At 68.7% G+C, this 20,704-nt stretch carries 26 protein-coding genes; 16 read left to right on the forward strand and 10 right to left on the reverse strand.

Annotated elements, in window-relative coordinates:
- Positions 1-53: 53 nt before the first annotated feature.
- From BLQ43_RS07500 to rpsD, 8 genes are all read left to right on the forward strand, one after another.
- Positions 54-1,742, forward strand: a complete 1,689-nt coding sequence (locus BLQ43_RS07500; RefSeq protein WP_090019593.1) for an NAD+ synthase — start codon at positions 54-56, stop codon at positions 1,740-1,742.
- Positions 1,743-1,927: 185 nt separating this feature from the next.
- Positions 1,928-3,271: a glutamate--tRNA ligase gene (gene gltX, locus BLQ43_RS07505; RefSeq protein WP_090019517.1), complete on the forward strand. Its 1,344-nt coding sequence runs from the start codon at positions 1,928-1,930 to the stop codon at positions 3,269-3,271.
- 76 nt (positions 3,272-3,347) lie between these two features.
- Positions 3,348-4,727 carry a cysteine--tRNA ligase gene (cysS, locus tag BLQ43_RS07510; RefSeq protein ID WP_090019518.1) on the forward strand — a complete coding sequence of 460 codons (1,380 nt, stop codon included), beginning with the start codon at positions 3,348-3,350 and terminating at the stop codon, positions 4,725-4,727.
- A 166-nt stretch (positions 4,728-4,893) separates the two neighbouring features.
- Positions 4,894-5,580 (forward strand): TenA family protein, encoded by a 687-nt coding sequence (locus BLQ43_RS07515; protein WP_090019519.1) that lies wholly within the window; start codon positions 4,894-4,896, stop codon positions 5,578-5,580.
- A gap of 161 nt (positions 5,581-5,741) precedes the next feature.
- A complete protein-coding gene (locus tag BLQ43_RS07520; RefSeq protein WP_090019520.1) occupies positions 5,742-6,434 on the forward strand; it encodes a TenA family protein in 693 nt (230 codons plus the stop codon).
- Positions 6,435-6,523: 89 nt separating this feature from the next.
- Entirely contained in the window at positions 6,524-8,137 is a 1,614-nt protein-coding gene (cimA, locus tag BLQ43_RS07525) for a citramalate synthase (protein WP_090019521.1), read from the forward strand.
- Positions 8,134-8,919 (forward strand): RNA methyltransferase, encoded by a 786-nt coding sequence (locus BLQ43_RS07530; protein ID WP_090019522.1) that lies wholly within the window; start codon positions 8,134-8,136, stop codon positions 8,917-8,919. The genes cimA and BLQ43_RS07530 overlap by 4 nt, the downstream gene beginning before the upstream one ends.
- Before the next feature lie 206 nt (positions 8,920-9,125).
- Positions 9,126-9,740, forward strand: coding sequence for a 30S ribosomal protein S4 (gene rpsD, locus BLQ43_RS07535; RefSeq protein WP_090019523.1), 615 nt, complete (start codon positions 9,126-9,128; stop codon positions 9,738-9,740).
- 189 nt (positions 9,741-9,929) lie between these two features.
- On the opposite strand, the gene mntR is transcribed toward rpsD, so the two are convergent.
- Positions 9,930-10,403, reverse strand: a complete 474-nt coding sequence (gene mntR, locus BLQ43_RS07540) for a manganese-binding transcriptional regulator MntR (RefSeq protein WP_090019524.1) — start codon at positions 10,401-10,403, stop codon at positions 9,930-9,932.
- 167 nt (positions 10,404-10,570) lie between these two features.
- Here mntR and BLQ43_RS07545 point away from each other — a divergent pair, with 167 nt between their 5' ends.
- From BLQ43_RS07545 to BLQ43_RS07555, 3 genes are all read left to right on the forward strand, one after another.
- On the forward strand, positions 10,571-11,740 hold the full coding sequence (locus BLQ43_RS07545; RefSeq protein ID WP_090019525.1) for a putative manganese transporter: 1,170 nt from the start codon (positions 10,571-10,573) through the stop codon (positions 11,738-11,740).
- A gap of 80 nt (positions 11,741-11,820) precedes the next feature.
- A complete protein-coding gene (sixA, locus tag BLQ43_RS07550) occupies positions 11,821-12,276 on the forward strand; it encodes a phosphohistidine phosphatase SixA (RefSeq protein ID WP_090019526.1) in 456 nt (151 codons plus the stop codon).
- Positions 12,277-12,298: 22 nt separating this feature from the next.
- On the forward strand, positions 12,299-12,571 hold the full coding sequence (locus tag BLQ43_RS07555; protein WP_090019527.1) for a hypothetical protein: 273 nt from the start codon (positions 12,299-12,301) through the stop codon (positions 12,569-12,571).
- Between the two features lie 13 nt (positions 12,572-12,584).
- On the opposite strand, the gene BLQ43_RS07560 is transcribed toward BLQ43_RS07555, so the two are convergent.
- The 7 genes from BLQ43_RS07560 to purS form a co-directional block, all read right to left on the reverse strand.
- On the reverse strand, positions 12,585-12,875 hold the full coding sequence (locus tag BLQ43_RS07560) for a DUF29 family protein (protein ID WP_176758572.1): 291 nt from the start codon (positions 12,873-12,875) through the stop codon (positions 12,585-12,587).
- 242 nt (positions 12,876-13,117) lie between these two features.
- Positions 13,118-13,297 carry a DUF29 family protein gene (locus BLQ43_RS07565; RefSeq protein ID WP_090019529.1) on the reverse strand — a complete coding sequence of 60 codons (180 nt, stop codon included), beginning with the start codon at positions 13,295-13,297 and terminating at the stop codon, positions 13,118-13,120.
- 82 nt (positions 13,298-13,379) lie between these two features.
- Positions 13,380-13,721, reverse strand: a complete 342-nt coding sequence (grxD, locus tag BLQ43_RS07570) for a Grx4 family monothiol glutaredoxin (RefSeq protein WP_090019530.1) — start codon at positions 13,719-13,721, stop codon at positions 13,380-13,382.
- A gap of 45 nt (positions 13,722-13,766) precedes the next feature.
- Positions 13,767-14,012, reverse strand: a complete 246-nt coding sequence (locus BLQ43_RS07575; RefSeq protein ID WP_090019531.1) for a BolA family protein — start codon at positions 14,010-14,012, stop codon at positions 13,767-13,769.
- 41 nt (positions 14,013-14,053) lie between these two features.
- Positions 14,054-16,267, reverse strand: coding sequence for a phosphoribosylformylglycinamidine synthase subunit PurL (gene purL, locus BLQ43_RS07580; RefSeq protein ID WP_090019532.1), 2,214 nt, complete (start codon positions 16,265-16,267; stop codon positions 14,054-14,056).
- A gap of 203 nt (positions 16,268-16,470) precedes the next feature.
- Entirely contained in the window at positions 16,471-17,166 is a 696-nt protein-coding gene (gene purQ, locus BLQ43_RS07585) for a phosphoribosylformylglycinamidine synthase subunit PurQ (RefSeq protein WP_090019533.1), read from the reverse strand.
- On the reverse strand, positions 17,166-17,408 hold the full coding sequence (gene purS, locus BLQ43_RS07590; RefSeq protein ID WP_090019534.1) for a phosphoribosylformylglycinamidine synthase subunit PurS: 243 nt from the start codon (positions 17,406-17,408) through the stop codon (positions 17,166-17,168). The genes purQ and purS overlap by 1 nt, the downstream gene beginning before the upstream one ends.
- A gap of 187 nt (positions 17,409-17,595) precedes the next feature.
- Here purS and BLQ43_RS07595 point away from each other — a divergent pair, with 187 nt between their 5' ends.
- The 4 genes from BLQ43_RS07595 to BLQ43_RS14335 are packed head-to-tail and all read left to right on the forward strand — an operon-like array spanning position 17,596 to position 19,006.
- Complete coding sequence (locus BLQ43_RS07595; protein ID WP_090019535.1) at positions 17,596-17,862, forward strand: hypothetical protein; 267 nt, start codon at positions 17,596-17,598, stop codon at positions 17,860-17,862.
- Positions 17,859-18,161 carry a hypothetical protein gene (locus tag BLQ43_RS07600; protein ID WP_143006190.1) on the forward strand — a complete coding sequence of 101 codons (303 nt, stop codon included), beginning with the start codon at positions 17,859-17,861 and terminating at the stop codon, positions 18,159-18,161. The genes BLQ43_RS07595 and BLQ43_RS07600 overlap by 4 nt, the downstream gene beginning before the upstream one ends.
- A complete protein-coding gene (locus tag BLQ43_RS07605) occupies positions 18,155-18,367 on the forward strand; it encodes a hypothetical protein (RefSeq protein WP_143006191.1) in 213 nt (70 codons plus the stop codon). Before BLQ43_RS07600 ends, BLQ43_RS07605 begins: the two co-directional genes overlap by 7 nt.
- A gap of 18 nt (positions 18,368-18,385) precedes the next feature.
- On the forward strand, positions 18,386-19,006 hold the full coding sequence (locus BLQ43_RS14335) for a hypothetical protein (RefSeq protein ID WP_143006192.1): 621 nt from the start codon (positions 18,386-18,388) through the stop codon (positions 19,004-19,006).
- A 361-nt stretch (positions 19,007-19,367) separates the two neighbouring features.
- Here BLQ43_RS14335 and BLQ43_RS07610 read toward each other — a convergent pair whose 3' ends face one another.
- Positions 19,368-19,610: a helix-turn-helix domain-containing protein gene (locus BLQ43_RS07610; RefSeq protein ID WP_090019538.1), complete on the reverse strand. Its 243-nt coding sequence runs from the start codon at positions 19,608-19,610 to the stop codon at positions 19,368-19,370.
- A 115-nt stretch (positions 19,611-19,725) separates the two neighbouring features.
- Between BLQ43_RS07610 and BLQ43_RS07615 the strand changes: the two genes are divergently transcribed.
- Positions 19,726-19,995, forward strand: a complete 270-nt coding sequence (locus BLQ43_RS07615) for a hypothetical protein (RefSeq protein WP_090019539.1) — start codon at positions 19,726-19,728, stop codon at positions 19,993-19,995.
- Between the two features lie 49 nt (positions 19,996-20,044).
- On the opposite strand, the gene BLQ43_RS07620 is transcribed toward BLQ43_RS07615, so the two are convergent.
- Positions 20,045-20,434: a PAS domain-containing protein gene (locus tag BLQ43_RS07620; protein WP_090019540.1), complete on the reverse strand. Its 390-nt coding sequence runs from the start codon at positions 20,432-20,434 to the stop codon at positions 20,045-20,047.
- Between the last annotated feature and the right edge of the window lie 270 nt (positions 20,435-20,704).

The following is a 20,704-nucleotide window of genomic DNA, read 5'->3' on the forward strand; positions in this document are numbered from 1 at the left end:
CGCGCGTGGCGTAAGCACCGGGTCGTGTGTCCAGCGCCGGGACGGAAGCCAGCATGTCCGAAGACCGCCTCGCCATCGCGCTCGCCCAGCTCGACCCCGTCGTCGGCGACGTCGACGGCAACCTCCAGCGCCTGCGCGACGCCCGCGCACAGGCCACCGAAGAAGGTGCCGACGTCCTCATCGCCACGGAACTGGTGATCGCCGGCTATCCGCCCGAAGACCTTGTCCGCCGGGCGAGCTTCCTGGACCGCGTGGAGGACGCCGTGCGCGCCCTGGCCGCGGACACGGGCGACGGCGGCCCGGCGGTCGTCCTGGGCGCGCCCTGGCGCGAGGACCCGGAAACCCGCAAACGCGCCGACGACGGCCGCCTCTACAACGTCGCCCTCGTCCTCGACGGCGGCGAGGTGAAGGCCGTCCGCGCCAAGTGGGACCTGCCCAACTACGGCGTCTTCGACGAAAAGCGCCTCTTCACCCCTGGCGCGCTGCCGGGGCCGGTGCAGGTGCGCGGCGTGCGCCTGGGCCTCATGGTCTGCGAGGACATGTGGACCCCCGACGTCGCCGAGAGCTTGCAGGAAAACGGCGCCCAGATCCTCGTCGCCATCAACGGCTCGCCCTTCGACACCGGCAAGCCCGACATCCGCCTGCAACTCGCCCTCGCGCGCGTGAGCGAATGCGAGCTGCCCCTGATCTACCTGAACCAAGTCGGCGGCCAGGACGAGCTGGTGTTCGACGGCGCCTCCTTCGCGCTGGACAGCGGCCGGAACCTCGTGGCGCAACTGCCCGCCTTCCGGGAAATGCTCGCCGTGACCACATGGCAGCCGGACGGCGAGGGCGACTGGACCGCCACCGACGGCCCGCGCGTCGCCCCGCCCGAGGGGCCGGAGGCCGTCTACCGCGCGCTCGTGCTCGGCCTGCGCGATTACGTGCGCAAGAACGGCTTTCCCGGCGCAGTGGTCGGGCTGTCCGGCGGCATCGATTCCGCGCTCACCGCCGCCGTGGCCGCCGACGCGCTCGGCCCGGACCAGCTTCGCTGCGTGCTCATGCCCTCGCCCTACACGCGCGCCTCGTCCAGCGAGGATGCGGAAGAGGTCGCGCGTCTGCTCGGCGCGCGCCTGGACACGCTCGGCATCGAACCGGCCATGACCGCCGTGCAGGACATGATGGCGCCCGTCTTCGACGACCTGCCGGCGGACACCACGGAAGAAAACATCCAGTCGCGCCTGCGCGGGCTGACGCTCATGGCCATCTCCAACAAGTTCGGGCCCATGGTGCTGGCGACGGGCAACAAGTCGGAGCTGGCCGTGGGCTACGCCACGCTCTACGGCGACATGTGCGGCGGCTACAACGTGCTCAAGGACGTCTACAAGACGCAGGTGTACGAACTGGCGCGCTGGCGCAACCAGCAGGCGCCCGAGGACGGCCTGGGCCCCGCCGGCCGCGTCATGCCCGAGCGCGTGCTGGAAAAGGCGCCCTCGGCGGAGCTGAAGCCCGACCAGACCGATCAGGACTCCCTGCCTCCCTACGGCGAGCTGGACGCCATCCTGGAAGGGCTGGTGGAGGACGATCAGGGCGTCGAGACCGTGGCGGCGCGCGGCCACGATGCCGGCCTCGTGCGCGAGGTGCAGCGGCGGCTGGAGGGCGCGGAGTACAAGCGCCGCCAGGGCGCGCCGGGCGCCAAGGTCTCGCGCCGCCAGTTCGGCCGCGACCGCCGCTACCCCATGACCAACGGCTTCCGGGGGTAGATGCGTCGGGCCAAGAAATGTCGCGCGGGCAAACCCCATCCCCCTCTAGGCTCGGCGTACAGGCCGAGCCTCTCTCCCCCTTCCCCTTTGAAAGGGGAAGGGGGAGATGACAGAGGGGGTTGGGGTCAGTTCCGTCCTCGGCGCTGCAAACACTCCGAGCGCGGCCATGCGATGAGGCTTGCAAGATGACCGTCCGCGTCCGCTTCGCGCCCAGTCCCACGGGCTATCTCCAGGTCGGCAACGCGCGCATCGCGCTCATCAACTGGCTGCACGCGCGCGCCCACGGTGGCACCTTCGTGCTGCGCCTGGACGACACCGACGCCGCGCGCTCGGACGAGACCTACACGGCCGCCATCCGCGCCGACCTGGACTGGGTCGGGCTGCACTGGGACGAAGAGGTGCGCCAGGCCGACCGCCTGGACCGCTACACCGCCGCCGCCGAGCGCTTGCGCGAAGCGGGCTGGCTCTACCCCTGCTACGAAACGCCGGACGAGCTGGCGGACAAGCGTCGGGCGCAGGAGGCGCGCGGCAAGCCGCCCGTCTACGACCGCGCGGCGCTCAACCTCTCGGCGGCCGAGCGCGCGCGCCTGGAAGGCGAGGGGCGGCGCCCGCACTGGCGCTTCAAGCTGGCGCCCGAAACGGTCGCCTGGACCGACCGCATCACGGGGGAGCAGACCTTCCAGGCGGGCAGCGTCTCCGACCCTGTGCTGATCCGCGAGGACGGGCGGCCGCTCTACACGCTGACCTCGGTGGTGGACGACCTGGAACTGGGGATCACGGACGTCGTGCGCGGGGCCGACCACCTCGCCAACACGGCGGCGCAGATCCAGCTTTTCCGCGCCCTGGGCGGGGAGCCGCCGCGCTTCGCCCACCTGAGCCTGATGACGGACGCCGAGGGGCGCAAGCTGTCCAAGCGCGAAGCCGATCTCTCGCTGCAAAGCCTGCGGGAGCGCGAGGGGATCGAGGGCATGGCGCTCAATTCCTATCTGGCGAAGCTGGGCACGCCCGATCCCATCGACGCGCACCCGGACCTCGACGCCCTGGTGGCGGGCTTCGACCTCGGCCGTTTCGGCCGCGCCGCGCCCAAGTTCGACTGGGACGAGCTGCTGCGGCTCAACGCGCGCGTGCTCCAGCTTCTGCCGGTCGAGGCCGTGGCCGAGCGCCTGCGTGCCCTTGGCGTGCGCCGCGTGGACGCCGCGTTCTGGCAGGCCGTGCGCGGCAACCTGGGGCGGCTGTCGGACGCGAAGACCTGGGACGCCGTCTGCCACGATCCCCTCGACCCGTGGATCGAGGAGCCGGATTTCCTCGCCGAGGCGGCGGCGCACCTGCCGCCCGAGCCGTGGGACGACACCACCTGGAAGACCTGGACCGACGCCGTGAAGGCGGCGACGGGGCGCAAGGGCGCGAAGCTCTTCAAACCGCTGCGCAAGGCGCTCACGGGGCGCGAGCACGGGCCGCCCATGAACGCGCTGCTGCCGCTGATCGGCCACGACACCGCCGCGGCAAGGCTGCACGGGTGGACGGCCTGATCGCCGCGCCCTTGGCCCCGTGCGCGGGCGTTTGCTACACGAACGCCGTTCCCCCCACCACACGACGGGCGCAGCCGTGGACATCCAGCTCACCAACACCCTGACCGGCCGCAAGCAAACCTTCCAGCCGCTCGATGCGGGGCGGGTGCGCATGTACGTCTGCGGCCCCACGGTCTACGACCGCGCGCACATCGGCAACGCGCGCCCCGTTGTGGTGTTCGACACCCTCTACCGCCTGCTGCGCCAGGTCTACGGCGCGGAGCACGTCGCCTACGCCCGCAACATCACCGACGTGGACGACAAGATCCTGGCGAAGGCGCGCGAAACCGGCGAGCCCATCGACGCGATCACCCAGCGCACCACGCGCGACTTCCACGAGGACATGGGCGCGCTGCAGGCGCTCGACCCCACGCACGAGCCGCGCGCCACGCAGTACATCCCGGCCATGATCCGGCTCATCGCGCGGCTGGTGGAAACCGGCCACGCCTACGCCACCGACGACGGGCACGTGCTCTTCCACGTGCCGTCGATGCCGGATTACGGCAAGCTCTCGGGGCGCTCGCGCGAGGACATGATCGCCGGCGCGCGGGTGGAGGTCGCCGATTACAAGCGCGATGCGGCCGACTTCGTGCTGTGGAAGCCCGCCGGGGCGGACGAACCCGGCTGGGACAGCCCGTGGGGGCGCGGCCGGCCCGGCTGGCACATCGAGTGCTCCGCCATGAGCGGCGAGCTGCTGGGCGAGACCTTCGACATTCACGGCGGCGGGCAGGATCTCATCTTCCCGCACCACGAAAACGAGATCGCCCAGTCCACCTGCGCCGGCCACGGCGAGTTCGCGCGCTATTGGCTGCACAACGGCTACCTGCTCGTGAACGGCGAGAAGATGTCCAAGTCCGAGGGCAACTTCTTCACCGTGCGCGAGCTGCTGGACGAGGGCTGGCCCGGCGAGGCCATCCGCCTCGTGCTGCTGTCGGCGCAGTACCGCCACCCGCTGGACTTCACCCGCGACAAGCTGGGCGACGCGCGCGCGCAGCTCGACCGCCTTTATACCGCGCTTCACCACGCCGCCCACGTCGAGGCCGCCGATGCCGGGCCGGACGCGGGCGTGCTGGCCGCGCTCGCGGACGACCTCAACACGCCGGAGGCGCTGGCGGCGCTGCACGCGCGCGCCAACGCGCTTAACAAGGCGGCGGACATTGCCGAGGCGGCGGAGCACAAGGCGGCGCTGCTCGGTGGCGCGGCGCTGCTGGGCCTGGTGCGCGAGGCCCCGGAGACCTGGCTGAAGGGCACGGTGTCGCCGGACGAGGCGGCCGAGATCGAACGCCTGATCGCCGAGCGCGCGGATGCACGCAAGCGCAAGGACTTCGCCGCCGCCGACCGCATCCGTGACGACCTCAAGGCGCGCGGCATCGCGCTGGAGGACGGGCCGCAGGGCACGACCTGGCGCAAGGCCTGAGCTCCCGTCGGCGCAGGCGAGGGGGTCGCCCGCCCGGCGTTCAATTCCCCCGGTTGATGGATGTTTTCTCCCGCCATCCACGCGGGTACCCTTTACCCGTGTTTAACGGATTTTAGCCGATTGTGCGTTAAAGTCGGTTGAGGCGGCTAGGGGGGAACGCCGGGGGATGTCCTGGATCGAGGAGGTGTGCGCGGCGCACGCGGATCAGCTCCAGCACTGCGTCGCGCATCCGGCGCTGGATCAGCTTTTCGCCAGCCGGCTCCCCCGGGACCGCTTCCTGGTCTATCTGCATCAGGATCTCGTTTATCTGCGCGAGGAGGCCAAGGTTCTCGCCCACGCCGCCAGCAAGGCGCGCAGCCTCGACGCCGCGTCCCGCATTGCGCGGCTGGTGCGGGAGGTCAACGCCGAGGAGAGCCTCCGCCACCAGACCCTGGCGACGCACCTGGGCCAGCCCGTCGATCCCCTGGCCGTTACGCCGGCGCCCGCAACCCATGCCTACGTCAGCCACCTGCGCTCGGTCGCGTTCGACGGCGGGCTGCTGGAAATCCTGGCGGCGCTCTACCCCTCGCCCTGGCTCTACACCTGCGTCGGCCGCCACTTCGCCGACAGCGAGCCCGCCGATCCGCTGGTGCGCAACCTGCTGGACTACTATCGAGGCGACTCCCTGCCACGGAGTGTCGCAACCTTGGGCGCGTTGATCGACGACGCCGGCGCCGAGGCCGATCAGGTGGCGCGCTTGTCGGCGTGCCGGGCGTTCGCCGTGAGCCTGCACCACCAGCGCCGCTTCCTGGACATGGTGCTGACGGGGGACGCCTGGGCGTTCGAAACCCCGCAAGACGCCGGCGATGGCTGACCGGCGACGCGCTCGCGTGCACCCGGCGCGGCGCGCTTTCAACGTTCGGCCGTCAAACGAATATTAACGATTTTTTTCCAAAACACTTAACAGCCACGACAACGACGGAACCGCGGCCGGGCGGCGAAGCGGCCCGGCCCCGCCGGATTCGAGGACGCAGGATGCCCTTCGCCGCGGAGCTTTGCGACGGCCACGCCAACCTCGTCGACCGCCTGATCACCCATCCGTTCCTCGTCGAGCTTGCCGCCGGAACCCTGCCGCACGCCTGCTTTCGGCGCTTCCTGGAACAGGACCTCTACATCCTGGCCGAGGAGGCGAAGGTGTTCGCCGTCACGGCCAGCCGCGCGCCGACCCTGGCCGAAGCGGCGCGGCTCGCCGCCCTCATCGATCAGCTCAACGTCGACGAGCACAGCCGCCACCGGGTGCTGCTGGAACACGTCGGCGGCGCGCCCGATGCCGCCGAGTTCGTGCCGCTGCCCACGACCTATGCCTACGCCAACCACCTGCACGCGCGGGCCACCGACGGTCACCGCGTGACCGTGCTGGCGGCGTTGTTGCCGTGTGCGCACCTCTACAGCCAGTTCGGCCGGCGCTACGTCGACGCCGCGCCGGCGGACCCCATCTACAAGACGTGGCTGCGCGCCTATCAGGATGGCAACCTGGACCCCTACATCGCCACGCACGCGCAGGCGCTGGACGACGCCGCCGCGGCGGCCGGCGAGGCCGACCGCGCCGCCGCCAGACAGGCGTTCGCCATCAGCCTGCACTACGAACAGGGCTTTCTGGACATGGCCTGCTACGGCGAGGCCTGGCGCTGGGCCGGCGACGGCGGCAGCGACGCGCCCGTGGGGTGAGCGCGCCGACGCGCGGGCGTTGACCTTTGCCCGCGCGCCCGCGTACCACCATCTTCGGATCGAACAGGCCACACAGGCATGGCGCGCAGATGACCACCGGCGAGCCCGTCACCTTCTACGATTCCACCCTGCGCGACGGCGCGCAGACCCAGGGCGTGGACTTTTCCGTCGCCGACAAGCAGGCGCTGGCGGCGTCGCTCAACCGCATGGGCGTGGACTACATCGAGGGCGGCTGGCCCGGCGCGAACCCCACGGACGACGCCTTCTTCGCCGACAGGCCCCGCTACAGCCACGCGCGCCTCATCGCGTTCGGCATGACGCGGCGGCCCGGCCGCTCGGCCGCCAACGACCCCGCGCTGGCGGGCCTGATCAACGCCGGCGCGCAAGGCGTGTGCATGGTGGGCAAGACGTGGGACTTCCACGTCGACGTGGCGCTCGGCATCGACCGCCAGGAGAACATCGACCTCATCGGCGACAGCGTGGCCCACGCCGCCGCGCACACCGAAGAGGCCATGTTCGACGCCGAGCACTTCTTCGACGGCTACAAGAACAACCCCGCGTTCGCGCTCGCCTGCGTGGAAGCCGCCTACGAGGCCGGCGCGCGCTGGATCGTGCTGTGCGACACCAACGGCGGCACGCTGCCCGAGGAGGTCGAGCGCATCGTGGGCGAGGTGAGCGCGCGCATCCCCGGCCGCCAGCTCGGCATCCACTGCCACGACGACACCGGCAACGCCGTCGCCAACTCCCTGGCCGCCGTGCGCGCGGGCGCGCGGCAGGTGCAGGGCACGCTCAACGGCCTGGGCGAGCGCTGCGGCAACGCCAACCTCATCTCCTGCATGGCGACGCTGGCGCTCAAGACGGATTTCAAGACCAACCTGACCGACGCGCAGCTGCGCGAGCTGACCGGCGTGTCGCGCGAGCTGGACGAGCGCCTGAACCGCGCGCCCTCGCAGGGGCTGCCCTACGTCGGCGAGAGCGCGTTCGCCCACAAGGGTGGGCTGCACGTCTCCGCCGTCCAGCGCGACCCGCGCACCTACGAGCACATCGACCCCGCGCAGGTCGGCAACCGCCGCCACATCGTCGTCTCCGACCAGGCCGGGCGCGCCAACGTCCTGGCCCGCTTCCACGAGATCGGCCTGGAGCTGCCGGACGACGATCCGCAGGTCACGAAGCTGGTGGAGACGGTGAAGGCGCGCGAGTTCGAGGGCTACGCCTACGACGGCGCCGCCGCCAGCTTCGAGCTGCTGGCCCGGCGCGCGCTGGGGCAGGTGCCGGACTACTTCGGCCTCAACCGCTTCCGCGTCATGGACGACCGGCGCTGGAACGCGCGCGGCGAGCTGGTGACGGAGTCCGAGGCCACCGTCACCACCACGGTGCGCGGCGAGGAGGTGATGACGGTCGCCACCGGCAACGGCCCCGTGAACGCGCTCGACCTCGCGCTGCGCAAGGCGCTGCTGGGCGTCTACCCGCAGCTCGCCGACATGCGGCTGACGGACTACAAGGTGCGCATCCTCACGCCGCAGGCCGGCTCAGGCGCGGTGACGCGCGTGATGATCGAAAGCGCCGACCGCCAGGGCCGGCACTGGTGCACCGTCGGCGTCTCGGCCAACATCGTGGACGCCTCGTTCAACGCGCTGCACGACGGCATCACCTGGAAGCTCTACCACGAGGGGGCGCCCGCCATCGCGGCGGCCGCCGAATGAGCGCGCCCGCATCGACGCCGCCGGTCGTCGTCCTCGATCAGCCGCAGCTCGGCCAGAACATCGGCATGGTCGCGCGCGCCATGGCGAACTGCGCGCTGACGGACATGCGGCTTGTCGCCCCGCGCGACGGCTGGCCCAACCACCACGCCTGGGACGCCGCTGCGGGGGCCACCTGGATTCTCGACCGCGCCGAGGTCTACGACGACCTCACGGACGCGCTGGCGGATCTCACGCGCGTCTACGCCACCAGCATCCGCCAGCGCGAGACCGTGAAGCCCACGGTCACGCCCAAGCGCGCCGCGGAGGAGCTGCGCGAGGCCGGCGGCATGGGCGAGACGACGGGCCTGCTCTTCGGCCCCGAGCGCACGGGCCTGACCAACTGGGCCATGACGCACGCCGACGCGGTGCTGACGGTGCCGCTGAACCCGGACTTTCCCTCGCTCAACCTCGCCCAGGCCGTGCTGCTGGTGGGCTACGAGTGGTGGCAGCTCGGCGACACCAGCCCCATGCGCACGCTCGCCTCGACCGGGGCGGGGCCGCGCGCCACCAAGGCCGACCTGGAGAACTTCTACGGCCGGCTGGAGGGGGCGCTCGCCGACGCCGGCTTCTACACCGACGACGCCAAGCGCCCGCTCGTCCAGCGCCAGGTGCGCAACATCTTCGCGCGCACCGGGCTGACGCGGGCGGAGGTGAACACCTTGCACGGCATCGTCTCCGCCCTGCTGCGCCTGCCCAAGGGCGCGCCGCCGGTGCGCCGCGACGACGGGGACGGCGAGGGCTGACCCCGCCTTGACTCGGGCGCCCCGGTTTGTACGGTGCGCCCCTCCCGGGATGCGGGCCGAGGGTCAGGTGTGCCCAAAGCCGCCGGCCGTCGTGCCCCGCCCACCCGCGGTTCGCTCGCATGCTCTGCATGGAACGGACCGCTGCGGATCGGGATGACCGGGAGCCCACGCGAGACGCGTCCAACAAACCGGAGATCCGTTGCGCCATGTCCAAGCGCAAGACGCAGAAGTACAAGATTGACCGCCGCCTCGGCGTCAACCTCTGGGGCCGCCCGAAGAGCCCGTTCAACAAGCGCCAGTACGCGCCCGGTCAGCACGGCCAGCGCCGCCGCAAGCCCTCCGACTACGGCTTGCAGCTCCAGGCCAAGCAGAAGCTGAAGGGCTACTACGGCTCCATCGGCGAGAAGCAGTTCCGCAAGTACTACGAGGAGGCCGAGCGCCGGAAGGGCGACACCTCCGAGAACCTGATCGAGCTGCTGGAGCGCCGCTTGGCCACGGTGGTCTACCGCGCCAAGTTCGTGCCCACGGTCTTCGCCGCGCGCCAGTTCGTGAACCACGGCCACGTGTTCGTGAACGGCAAGCGCGTCAACGTCCCGTCCTACTCCCTGCGCGACGGCGACGTGATCGAGGTCGCGAACGCGATGAAGGACAACCAGCTCATCGCCGAGGGCGTGGACGCGCCCGAGCGCGACGTGCCGGAGTACATCCAGGTCGACCACGACGCGCTCAAGGCGACCTTCCTCCAGGCGCCGAAGCTGGCCGACGTGCCGTACCCGGTTCAGATGGAGCCGAACCTCGTCGTCGAGTTCTACTCGCGCTAATAAACTGGACGCAGTTTAATCCGGTCTGGTCGCGCCAGACACGCCACGAATCACCCTCGGCATCACTCGCCGAGATGGCGTGCCCGGCGCGGCGCCCGACCGGGCCGAGACGACAAAAGCCCCGGCCTTCACGGCCGGGGTTTTTTGTGCGCGCTCGTGTGTGTTGGGTGGAACGGCGAACGGGATTTTTCAGCGACTGGACTCCGGGTCCAGCTTGGCCGCCACGTCGCGGAAGGCGCGCAGGGTTTCCTCGCTGACGTGATGCTCGATGCCCTCGGCGTCGGTCATCGCCGTTTCCTCGGAAACCCCAATGGCCCGCAGAAAGCGCAATACGACAGCGTGGCGCGCGCGCGAGTCCTCGGCCATCCGGCGGCCTTCGTCGGTGAGGTGGATGGCGCGGTAGGGTTCGCTGTGGATCAGGCCCTGTTCGCGCAGGCGCGCCACCATCTTGCCCACGGTCCCCTGGCGCACGCCCAGCCGCCGCGCGACCTCGACGGCGCGGGCCTCGCCCTTGGTGTCGATCAGGTCCGCGATCAGCTCCACGTAATCCTCGATCAGCTCGGTCTGGTGCGCCTGGCGGACGCGCTCGTGCTGGCGCGCGTGGGCGTCCGGCGCGATCAGCTGATCGCCGCTGCTGGGCTGATTGGGGTCGCGGGTCGGCATGGAAGCTCCAGGGTCGCCACGCTGAGGCGTTCTACCGCACGCAGCCGAATTGACAAAAGCCGCGACCGCGCCCAAGTTTAGCCACGGCTTAATTCTGACGACCATACCGAATTCCGGAGCCATTGCTGAACGACCCTCCGGGTGACAGGCGCGGCGCGGGACGGGGCATGACGACACTGGTTGCAAGCGCGATGACGAGTTTGACGTACTCCGCCAGTTACGCGCGGTCGCTGGGGCCGGCGAAGCTGCTGTTGTTGGCGATCCTGGCCGGGCTCGCGCTGGTGGGGCCGGAGACGCGCGAAATCATGGCCGCGATGCTGGCGGACGCCTATTTGCAGGTGTCCGTTTTCGTCGCCGCCACGCTGGGGCTGATCTACTTCGTCGAGTCCCGGCAGAAGACCGACTTCGCCACCTTTCTGGATCAGCACCGGCGCTGGCAGATCCCCATCGCCGCGCTGCTGGGCGCGCTACCGGGCTGCGGCGGCGCGGTGGTCGTGGTCGTGCAATACGTGCGCGGGGCGATCAGCTTCGGCGCCGTGGTGGCCGTGCTCACGGCGACGATGGGCGACGCCGCGTTCCTGCTGCTGGCGGCCGAACCCACCACGGCCGTGGCGGTGTACGCGCTGGGCGCGGGCGTCGGCATCGTCTCCGGCACCATCATCGACCTGATCCACGGCCCCAACTTCATGCGTCAGGCGCGCCTGGACGTCAGCCCGCAGATCCCCCAGAGCGATGGGGCGCGCCTGAACCCGCTGCGGCCGGCTTGGTTCGCGGTCGTCGTGCCGGGCTTCGTGCTGGGCGTGCTGTTGCTGCTGGAGGTCGATACCGACGCGCTCTTCGGTCCACTCGCGGCCTACGAGCCCACCCAGGCGATCGGCATGGTGGGCGCGTTGCTCGCGCTCGGCATGTGGACGCTGGACCCCGAGCAGCGTTTCGACCCCGGCGTGTGCCGGTCGGGTGGGCCCATGACCCGGATGATGGACACCACGAACTTTGTCACCGTGTGGGTGGTCGTGGGCTTCCTGGTCTACGAGCTGGGCGTGCACTTCACGGGCATCGACCTGGGCGGGATCTTCCACACTTGGGCCTACCTCGTGCCGCTGCTGGCGGTGGTGGTCGGCTTCCTGCCGGGGTGCGGCCCGCAGATCGTCGTGACGACGCTCTACATCCAGGAGGTGGTGCCGCTCTCGGCCCAGCTGGGCAACGCCATCTCCAACGACGGCGACGCGCTCTTCCCGGCCATCGCCATCGCCCCGAAGGCTGCCATCGTCGCCACGCTCTATTCGGCGGTGCCGGCCGTGATGGTAGCCTACGGCTACTTCATGCTGTTCGAGTGAGCTCGGCGGCCTCTCGACGCTCGCACGGGCGCGGGTCCATCATGCGGGGCTCGACACGACGGTGAGCAGGGAGGCGCGTGATGCAGCTGGTGCTGGTGCAACACGGGCAAGCCGTTCCCAAGGATCAGGACCCCAGCCGGCCGCTCACCGACACCGGCCGGCGGGACGCGGATGCGCTCGCCAGCTTTCTCGGCCGCGCCGAGGCCGTGCCGCCGACGGTCTGGCACAGCGGGAAGCCGCGCGCCCGGCAGACGGCGGAAACCCTCTCGGTCGGCAACGCCGCGGCGGCGCGCGACGGCCTCGGGCCGAGCGACGACGTCGAGCCGGTCGCCGCCGAGCTTGCCGAGCGGCAGAGCGATCTGATGATCGTGGGGCATCAGCCCTTTCTGGGCCGGCTGGCGAGCCGCCTGCTCACGGGCGATCCGGCGGGCATGACCGTGGCCTTCGAGCCCGGCAGCGCCGTGGGCCTGGACCGGACGGACGAGGGCTGGGCGCTCGCCTGGATGGTGCGGCCCGGCTTGTTCACGCGCGGCTGATGGGTGTGCACGGGAGGCGGCCATGGCCCAGGGTGAGCAGCCCGAACGCGCGCGGCTGAACGCGGAATTGGCCCTGACGGAACAGCTCCTGCGCACGGAAACCCAGCACCTGCAGGAACTGGACGAAAAACGCCGCCTGATCACGGATGGCTTGGCGGACCTAAGCGCGCCCTCCGGCATGTGGGAGCACTACCTGGACGAAATCGACCAGGCCATGATCGCCGCGCGCAACCGCATCGATGAGCTGGATTACCTGCGCGAGGACATCCGCTCGCACCTGGAGCCGCATCAGTAGGGTGGTGAGCGCGCTACGCCGGACGGCTCGCCGCTTTCAGTGTGTCCGCTGCGCGCGAGCGTGCGGCGTCCAGATCCAGCGCCTCGCTCAAGATCTCGTCGAGCGTGAAGGGGCAGGCAAGCGAGCTGGGAAGCTGCGCTTCGCCCGCATCGGCCAGCTTGTCGTTGGCCAGCGCGACGCCCTGGCGCCAGATGCGATCCAGATCCAGTTTTTGCCGCATGCTTGGGGAGAACGCGACCGTTGCGTGCAGATGGTGCTGGCGGATTTCGCTGCGCCACGGGTCAATTCGGTCAAGGTGGAACACCTTGGGCGTAAAATTGACCCGTCCATCACGATGAGACCTTTGCGGCTCCCGGCTGGGCGACCACGCGGCGACCAGGAGGTGGGCGAAAAGCTGGACACGGGCATGATGAGGTCAGGTCTGGAAAGGCCTGGGCTCTGGACAGCCTGCCTGAGCAGGCTCGCGCGCCGCAGGCGCGCAATCATGCCCGAATACTGAAGGAGAAACGGCGCATTATGCGGCGCGCTGGCTTCAGCGTTGTCGCATCATGCGCGATGCGTGTGCACCTGATTCAGCGCGTTTCGGCCCAAGTCCTCGACCTCTTCGGCCAGATGCTCACTGTCGATGGCGTTGCTGCCCGTCAGCGCGCGCAGGCGGGCCGCCTGGTCCTGGGTCCAGGCGTAAAAGTCCCGCTCATAGCGCGGCCGGTCCCGAACGTCCGACATCGATCCCCCTGGTCTGTCCAGCCAGGGTAGCACCGCCTTGTCCGGCGGTCAGGGGCGCGCGGCCCCGCCGCCGGTGCGAGCCTCAGCCCGCGTTTTCGGCCTGCACGCCCTTGTTCTGCAGCGTCTCCTGCAGCTCGCCGGTCTGGAACATCTCGCGGACGATGTCGCAGCCGCCGACGAACTCGCCCTTCACGTAGAGCTGCGGAATGGTCGGCCAGTGCGAGAAGTCCTTGATGCCCTGGCGCAGCGCCGGGTCCTCCAGCACGTTCACGCCGTGGAACTTCACGCCCAGGTGGTTGAGCACCTGCACCACGGCGGCGGAGAAGCCGCACTGCGGGAACACGGGCGTCCCCTTCATGTAGACGACGACATCGTGATCCTGGATTTCCTGGCTGATCCGGTCTTCCACCGACTGCTCGGTCATGGCTCGATCCCTCGCATCGCGCGTGCGAATAAATGTGTGAACGGCTTAGCTGGTCTGGCGCTGCGGCGGCGAGGTCTGCAGGGCGAGCGCGTGCAGCTCGTTCCCCATCGCGCCCTGCAACGCCTTGTAGACCATCTGGTGCTGCTGCACCCGCGTCTTGCCCTCGAAGGCGGGCGAGACGACGTAGACGGCGTAGTGGTCGCCGTCCCCGGCCAGGTCCTCGATCGTGACCTGGGCGTCCTCGATGCCCTCCTTGATGAGGCGCTCGATCTCGTGGGCGTTCATCGCCATGGCGGCCACCGCTCCGTCGCCGGGATGTTTGGTCGTCGGGCTCAGGCGTCGCCCGCCATGTAGGCGGGCAGCCAGCCCTCGTGCGCCGCGCGCAGATCGTCCAGGGAGATGGTTTCCCCGGCCGGCAGCTTCAACGCGCGACCGCCGGTGCGGCCGATCGCGACCGCCGGCACGCCGGCCGCCGCCGCGGCGTCCAGCACCGCATCCGGCGACGGCGTGGCGACACAGTAGCGGCCCTGGTCTTCGCCGTACAACCACGCGTGGATTGGGCCCTTTGCCCCGTCCGGCTGGGCGATCTCGGCGCCCACGTCGCCGGCCAGCGCCATCTCCGCCACGGCCACCGCGAGGCCGCCGTCGGCAACGTCGTGGCAGGCCGACACGCGGCCGTCGCGGATGAGCCGGCGTACCAGATCGCCCGCGCGGCGCTCGGCCTCCAGGTCCACCGGCGGCGGCGCGCCTTCCTCCCGTCCGCACAGCTCGCGCAGGTAGAGCGAGGCGCCCAGGTGGCCCTCGGTGGCGCCCAGCAGCACGATGCTGTCGCCCTCGCGCCGGAAGGCCGCGGTGCTCATGGCGTCCAGCTCGGGCAGCAGCCCCACGCCGCCGACCGTGGGCGTGGGCTGCACGGCCGTGTCGCCGGTTTCGTTGTAGAGCGAGACGTTGCCCGAGATCACGGGGTAGGCGAGCGCCGTGCACGCCTGCCGCATGCCGTCCACCGCGCCGGCGAATTGGCCCATGATGCGCGGCTTTTCGGGGTTGCCGAAGTTCATGTTGTCGCTGAGCGCCAGCGGCTCGGCGCCCACGGCCGTCAGGTTGCGCCAGGATTCCGCGACCGCCTGCTTGCCGCCCTCGACAGGATCGGCCTCGACGTAGCGCGGCGTGCAGTCCGTCGTCACCGCCAGGCCCTTGCGGGTGCCGTGGACGCGCACCACGCCGGCGTCGCCGCCCGGGCGCTGGACGGTGTCGGCCCCCACCATGTGGTCGTACTGCTCCCACACCCAGCGCTTCGAGGCCAGGTCGGGGCAGGCCATGAGGCGCTTGAGCGCGTCCGCCGCATCGGCCGGGGCCGGCACGTCGACGCCGTTCACCACGGCCTGCGCGGGGGTGGCCTCCCAGGGGCGCTGGTATTCGGGCGCTTCCTCGGCCAGCGGGTCGATGGGCAGGTCGGCGACGCGCTGGCCCTCGTTGTGGATGACCATGCGGCCCGTCTCGGTGACGCGGCCGACCACGGCCATCTCCAGGTCCCACTTCTCGAAGATCGCGCGCGCGGTGTCCTCCCAGCCGGGGCGCAGGATCATCAGCATGCGCTCCTGGCTTTCGGACAGCATGATCTCGTAGGCGTTCATGCCGGTTTCGCGCCGGGGCACGTGGTCCAGGTCCAGCTCGATGCCGGTGCCGGCCTTGGACGCCATCTCGAACGAGGAGGAGGTGAGCCCGGCCGCGCCCATGTCCTGAATGCCCACGACGGCGTCGGTCGCCATCAGCTCCAGGCACGCCTCGATCAGCAGCTTTTCCGTGAAGGGGTCGCCGACCTGGACCGTGGGGCGCTGGTCCTCGCCGCTGTCGGCCTCGAAGCTGCTGGAGGCCATCGTGGCGCCGTGGATGCCGTCGCGGCCCGTGCGCGCGCCGACGTAGACCACGGGGTTCCCCGTGCCGGCGGCGGTGGCGTAGTGGACCTTGTCGCGGTCGGCGACGCCCACGCACATCGCGTTGACGAGGTTGTTGGCGTTGTTGGCGCGGTGGAAGCCGACCTCGCCCGCGATCGTGGGGATGCCCACGCAGTTGCCGTAGCCGCCGATGCCGCGCACCACGCCGTCGACCAGGCGGCGCGTGCGCGAGTCCTGCGGATCGCCGAAGCGCAGCGCGTTGAGCAGGCAAACGGGCCGCGCGCCCATCGTGAAGACGTCGCGCAGGATGCCGCCCACGCCCGTCGCCGCGCCCTGCTTGGGCTCGATGTAGCTGGGGTGGTTGTGGCTCTCGATCTTGAAGATCGCCACCTGGCCGTCGCCGATGTCCACCACGCCGGCGTTCTCGCCCGGGCCCTGGACGACGCGCGGCCCCTCGGTGGGGAGCTGCTTCAGCCACGTCTTGGACGACTTGTAGGAGCAGTGCTCCGACCACATGACGGAGAAGATGCCGAGTTCCACGTGGTTGGGCGCGCGGCCCAGGATGGCCTCGACGCGCTGGTACTCCTCGGGCGTCAGACCGTGCTCGGCGATCAGCTCGGGGGTGATTTCGGGGGTGGTGTTATCGGTCATGGGATATTTGGCACTGTTCCGTGGATGGCGGCGCCAAGGGGTGATCTTCGGGCCGTTGCCTCACCCCCGCAAAGCCGGCCGGCTTCGCGCCTCTCTCCTGAAGGAGAGGGGGCTTCTGCGGAGCTTCGGCTGGGTTCCTTCTCCTTCAGGAGAAGGACAGGATGAGGCCCTGTCCTTCACGTCGCGCGTAGCAGCAATTCGCCTCACGCCGCCGCGAGCTGCTCGACGGCCGAGGCGAACAGGCGCGCGCCGTCGCTGCCGCCGAGCATGGGGTCGGCCAGGCGCTCCGGGTGCGGCATGAGGCCGAGCACGCGCCGGTTCTCGCTCAGCACCCCGGCGATGTTGGCGACCGAGCCGTTGGGGTTCGCGCTCTCGGTCAGCGCGCCGTGGGCCTCGCAGTAGCGGAAGGCGATGCGGTCCTGGTCTTCCAGGCGCTTGCGGTCGTCGTCGCCGATGACGTAGTTGCCGTCGCCGTGCGCCACCGGGAAGGTGACGACCTGCCCGCGCGCGTAGCCGGCGGTGAAGGGCGAGGTTGCGGTTTCCGTGCGCAGGTGCACGTCCTTGCAGACGAAGCGCAGCGAGGCGTTCTGGATCAGCGCGCCGGGCAGCAGGTGGCTCTCGGTGAGCACCTGGAAGCCGTTGCAGATGCCGAGCACCGCGCCGCCCTTGTGCGCGTGCGCACACACCGCCCGCATGACGGGGGAGTGCGCGGCGATGGCGCCGGGGCGCAGATAGTCGCCGTAGGTGAAGCCGCCGGGCAGGGCAACCAGATCCACGTCCGGCAGCGCCGCGGCCTTGTGCCAGACGGCGTGCGGCGGGCGGCCCGTGGCCTGCTCCAACGCGACGGCCACGTCGCGGTCGCAGTTGGAGCCGGGGAAGACGACGTAGGCGGCGCGCATCACGCGCTCAACTCGATGGAATAGGTCTCGATCACGGTGTTCGCCAAGAGCTGCTGGCACATGGCGTCCACGCGCTCGCGGGCGCTGGCCTCGTCGGTGTCGCTCAGCTCCAGGTCGATGACCTTGCCGGCGCGGACGCTATCCACGCCCTCGAAGCCGAGCTGCGTAAGGGCGTGCTCGATGGCCTTGCCCTGGGGGTCGAGCACCCCCGATTTGAGCGTGACGTGAACGCGCGCTTTCACCGCTGCGATTCCCCATCCGGTTTCCGACACGCGCTACCTACCGCGCGCCCGCGCGTGTGTCCATGCGTGCGGTGCACGAGATGGGCACGCGGGCGGGAACAGGCCGTGTTGCGGCGCCTTGACGCGCCTGCCACGCTTCAATCGTATGCGGGTGACGGACCGTGACGGAGCAAATGCGGCGCACGCGATGAGCAATGACGAGTCCAACCGGGCGCATGAAGTGATCCTGGAAACGCGGGACGGCCAGCGCATCTCGCCGGCGTGTCCCATTTGCGACGCCAAGCAGTGGGGCGAGCCGACGCCCGAGGAAGAAGAGCTGCGCGCGGGATTCCAGCCGATCCTGATGGCCGACACGGCGAACGGGCACGTGGGGCTCCCCGTCAGGGTCCGCATCTGCGGCAACTGCGGCTATGTCTGGTACCACACGGGAGCGCACGAGGCGACCGGCCAATGACGATGCGCTGGCATGCGGAAGCGTTCCGGACGCCGATCAAGACGATCGCCTACACGACCCGCTCCGGGAAGACGGGATCGAACGCGCCCTTCGCCTACAAGCTGCTGGTCGTGGCGCTGGGGCTTGCCGGTCTGCTGGTCGCGGCGATCGGCCTCGTCGCGAGCGTCATTGCCCCGGCGATGTGGACGAACGCGCTGACCGTCCTTGGCTTCATGGCCTTCGTCGCCGCCAGCGTGCTCGCGCGCTTCGTGCACCCGAAGCCAAAGACCGGCGCGGGCCGTGCATGGAAGCGATGCTAGACCAGCTTTTCTCGCTGTTGGCGCGCGGGTTTCCGGAGGGGCGCGACGGCCTGATCGTTGCGCTCGGCGTCTATGTTGCCCGGAACGCCGTCGAGATCGGCCATGCCTACACGCCCGCGTGGCTCATCCTCGCCACCGTGGCCGTCGCCTACGGTCTGCTGGCGCTGATCGTGCGGAGTGTGTGGCGGTTTTTCAGAGTTGAATGACTTGGTGGGTAGAGTGTCATGATCGAAAGTAAATTCTTGGGGCGCGTGCGTTTTCCAGTAGTTTTTGAGAAAAATGAAAAATCACCAATTTGGCAATTTCTGGAGAAAATCTTGGAAGATTCGCTCATGATAGATATGTTTGCTTTATGGGTTATCGCGGCGATTACCATAGTTTCTTGCATATCAATAAAGTATTGGACAAATTTGAGATGCGAGACTTGGTGGCATCCAAAATCGAAAAAAGGGTCAGGCGTATCTTGGGACGACGTGGCGGCAATTATCGATAGTGATCCCATTGGGGATGTTAATACTAAATCCACAAAGGGTATCAAGACGATTTATGGAGAAGAAGGTCTGAAGGGCATAACAAGATATATATGGCATAAATTTTGTAAATACGGTTATATTATAAGAAATGCAGTGTATATATTTTTGTCAATTACAGCCTTAATTTTTGTGTTTTGGGCAACATTCTTTTTTGATCCTAAATTTCCGAGCCAAGACGGCCAATTTTACTGGAGGGTGGCTATTGGCGGCGGCGGAGTGTTGTTTTTAACTGCGATCGTAAGCGCTATACAGATTCGTGCGCAAGTTCAGTCGAAAAATCGGATAGAGTGGATTAACGATTTTAGAACATAGATAGGTAAGATTATAGCTCACATTCCTTCTCCGGTAAATGAATACGAGATAGATTTGAAAAATTTAAATTTGTCAGGAGATAGTGAAGCAAATAAGGCAAGAATAAAACTTGAATTGCTCATCAACCCATCTGAACCAGATCATAGAACTTTGTCGTTCTTTCTGCGGCAAGCGTTGGGTTTTCAACCAATAAAAATTGACGAGCCGGTAAAAGCGAATCTTAAGAGTAGATTTAATTATGATATTACTGATGACGATCAAAGAAAAGATCTTATAACAGTTATAATTAGGTTGTCGAATGCAATTCTGAAGCGTGAATGGGAAAGGGTTAAGCGTGGCGCCTGACATCGGCTGTGTGTGGTTAGCTCTTCTGCTGCGAATGTGAGTGTTCTCCCAACTTCACCCCCGGTTCCCGCCCGTTCGTGAAGACGACGCCGTGGTGTTCGAGGGCTTCGCGCATGGCGCGGAGGGTGTGGCGGTTGGGGTGGCGGTTGCCGCGTTCGAACTGGCTGACGGTGTTGCGGTTGACCTCGGCGGCAGCCGCGAGGTCGGGGATCGTCCAATCGAGCAGGCCGCGCGCGGCTCGGCATTGGGCTGGGGTCATACGGCGCGCTTAGCCAGGTTCAGCGATGCGATCAAGATTGGGCGATACGCTTGACATGCGGCGGATCGGCGTTATGCCTATGATTAGGCAAAATGCCGAATGTCAGGAGGTCGTCATGCCCGATTCAGCGCCCGATGCGAGCGAAGCGGCCGTCGTGGCCGGCCCGACGTGGCGGCAGGAGCTTGAAGCTGAAATGGCGGAGCTGCGCGGGGCGATGGAGGCGCTGGGCGTGCTCGCGGACCGCGTCGCGGACGGTGTGGATGCGCGGGTGGAGCTGCGCGAGGCCGGCATGGGCGGCGGCGTGCCGGGCGAGGGGCTGCTGTGGGCCGTGCGCGAGCTTCAGGCGCGCATCGACGCCCTGGACCGCCGCATCGGGGCGTTGTGAGGTGCAGCGGATCACAGGAGACGCGCGAGGGGAACCGCTGGGCCGCGTGCTACCCGGTCTTGCTGGCGGAGACGTCGCGCTGGACCGTGACGTAGTGCGAGAGCGCGCCGGCGTCATCGCGGACCGGCACCACGCGCCAGGCGATGTCAAAAGCGGTGCCGTCCTTGCGGTAGTTCACCGTGCTGCCCTCGAACACGCCGCCGTCCGCGATCGTGCGCTCCAGCCGGGCAATGACCTCGCGGTCGGTGGCCGGCCCCTGGAGGAATCGCGGCGTGTGGCCCTCGACCTCGGCCAGCGTGTAGCCCGTCAGCTCCGTGAACGCCGCGTTGGTGTGGACGATGCGGGACTCGGCGTCCGTCACCATCACGGAGTCGAAGACGTGCGCCACGGCCGCCTCCAAAACCCGCGCCCACGCGGCGCTGTCGTGTGTCGCACCCATGCCCGTCGCCTCCTCGCCCGGTTCGCGCGATTGCTTGCGTTCGGGACGTGGCGCGGGCAATGCCGGGCGTCCAGCGGGCTCCCACCTTTGCCGGGATTCTCCCGCGATCGGGCGTCGCGGGCATCCATCGGCGTGACGGATGGGATCGAAATGCCTACCGTCCGGCGGTCGGAACCAGGCACGCCAGGAACCGCCGCGCCAGGACAAGATTGACGCTGAGGGGAAACGCGCCGGGTGTCCGTCAGCCTGACTGACGGCGTCGAACTGCCT

The organism is Limimonas halophila, from assembly GCF_900100655.1.
Classification (GTDB): Bacteria; Pseudomonadota; Alphaproteobacteria; order Kiloniellales; family Rhodovibrionaceae; genus Limimonas; species Limimonas halophila.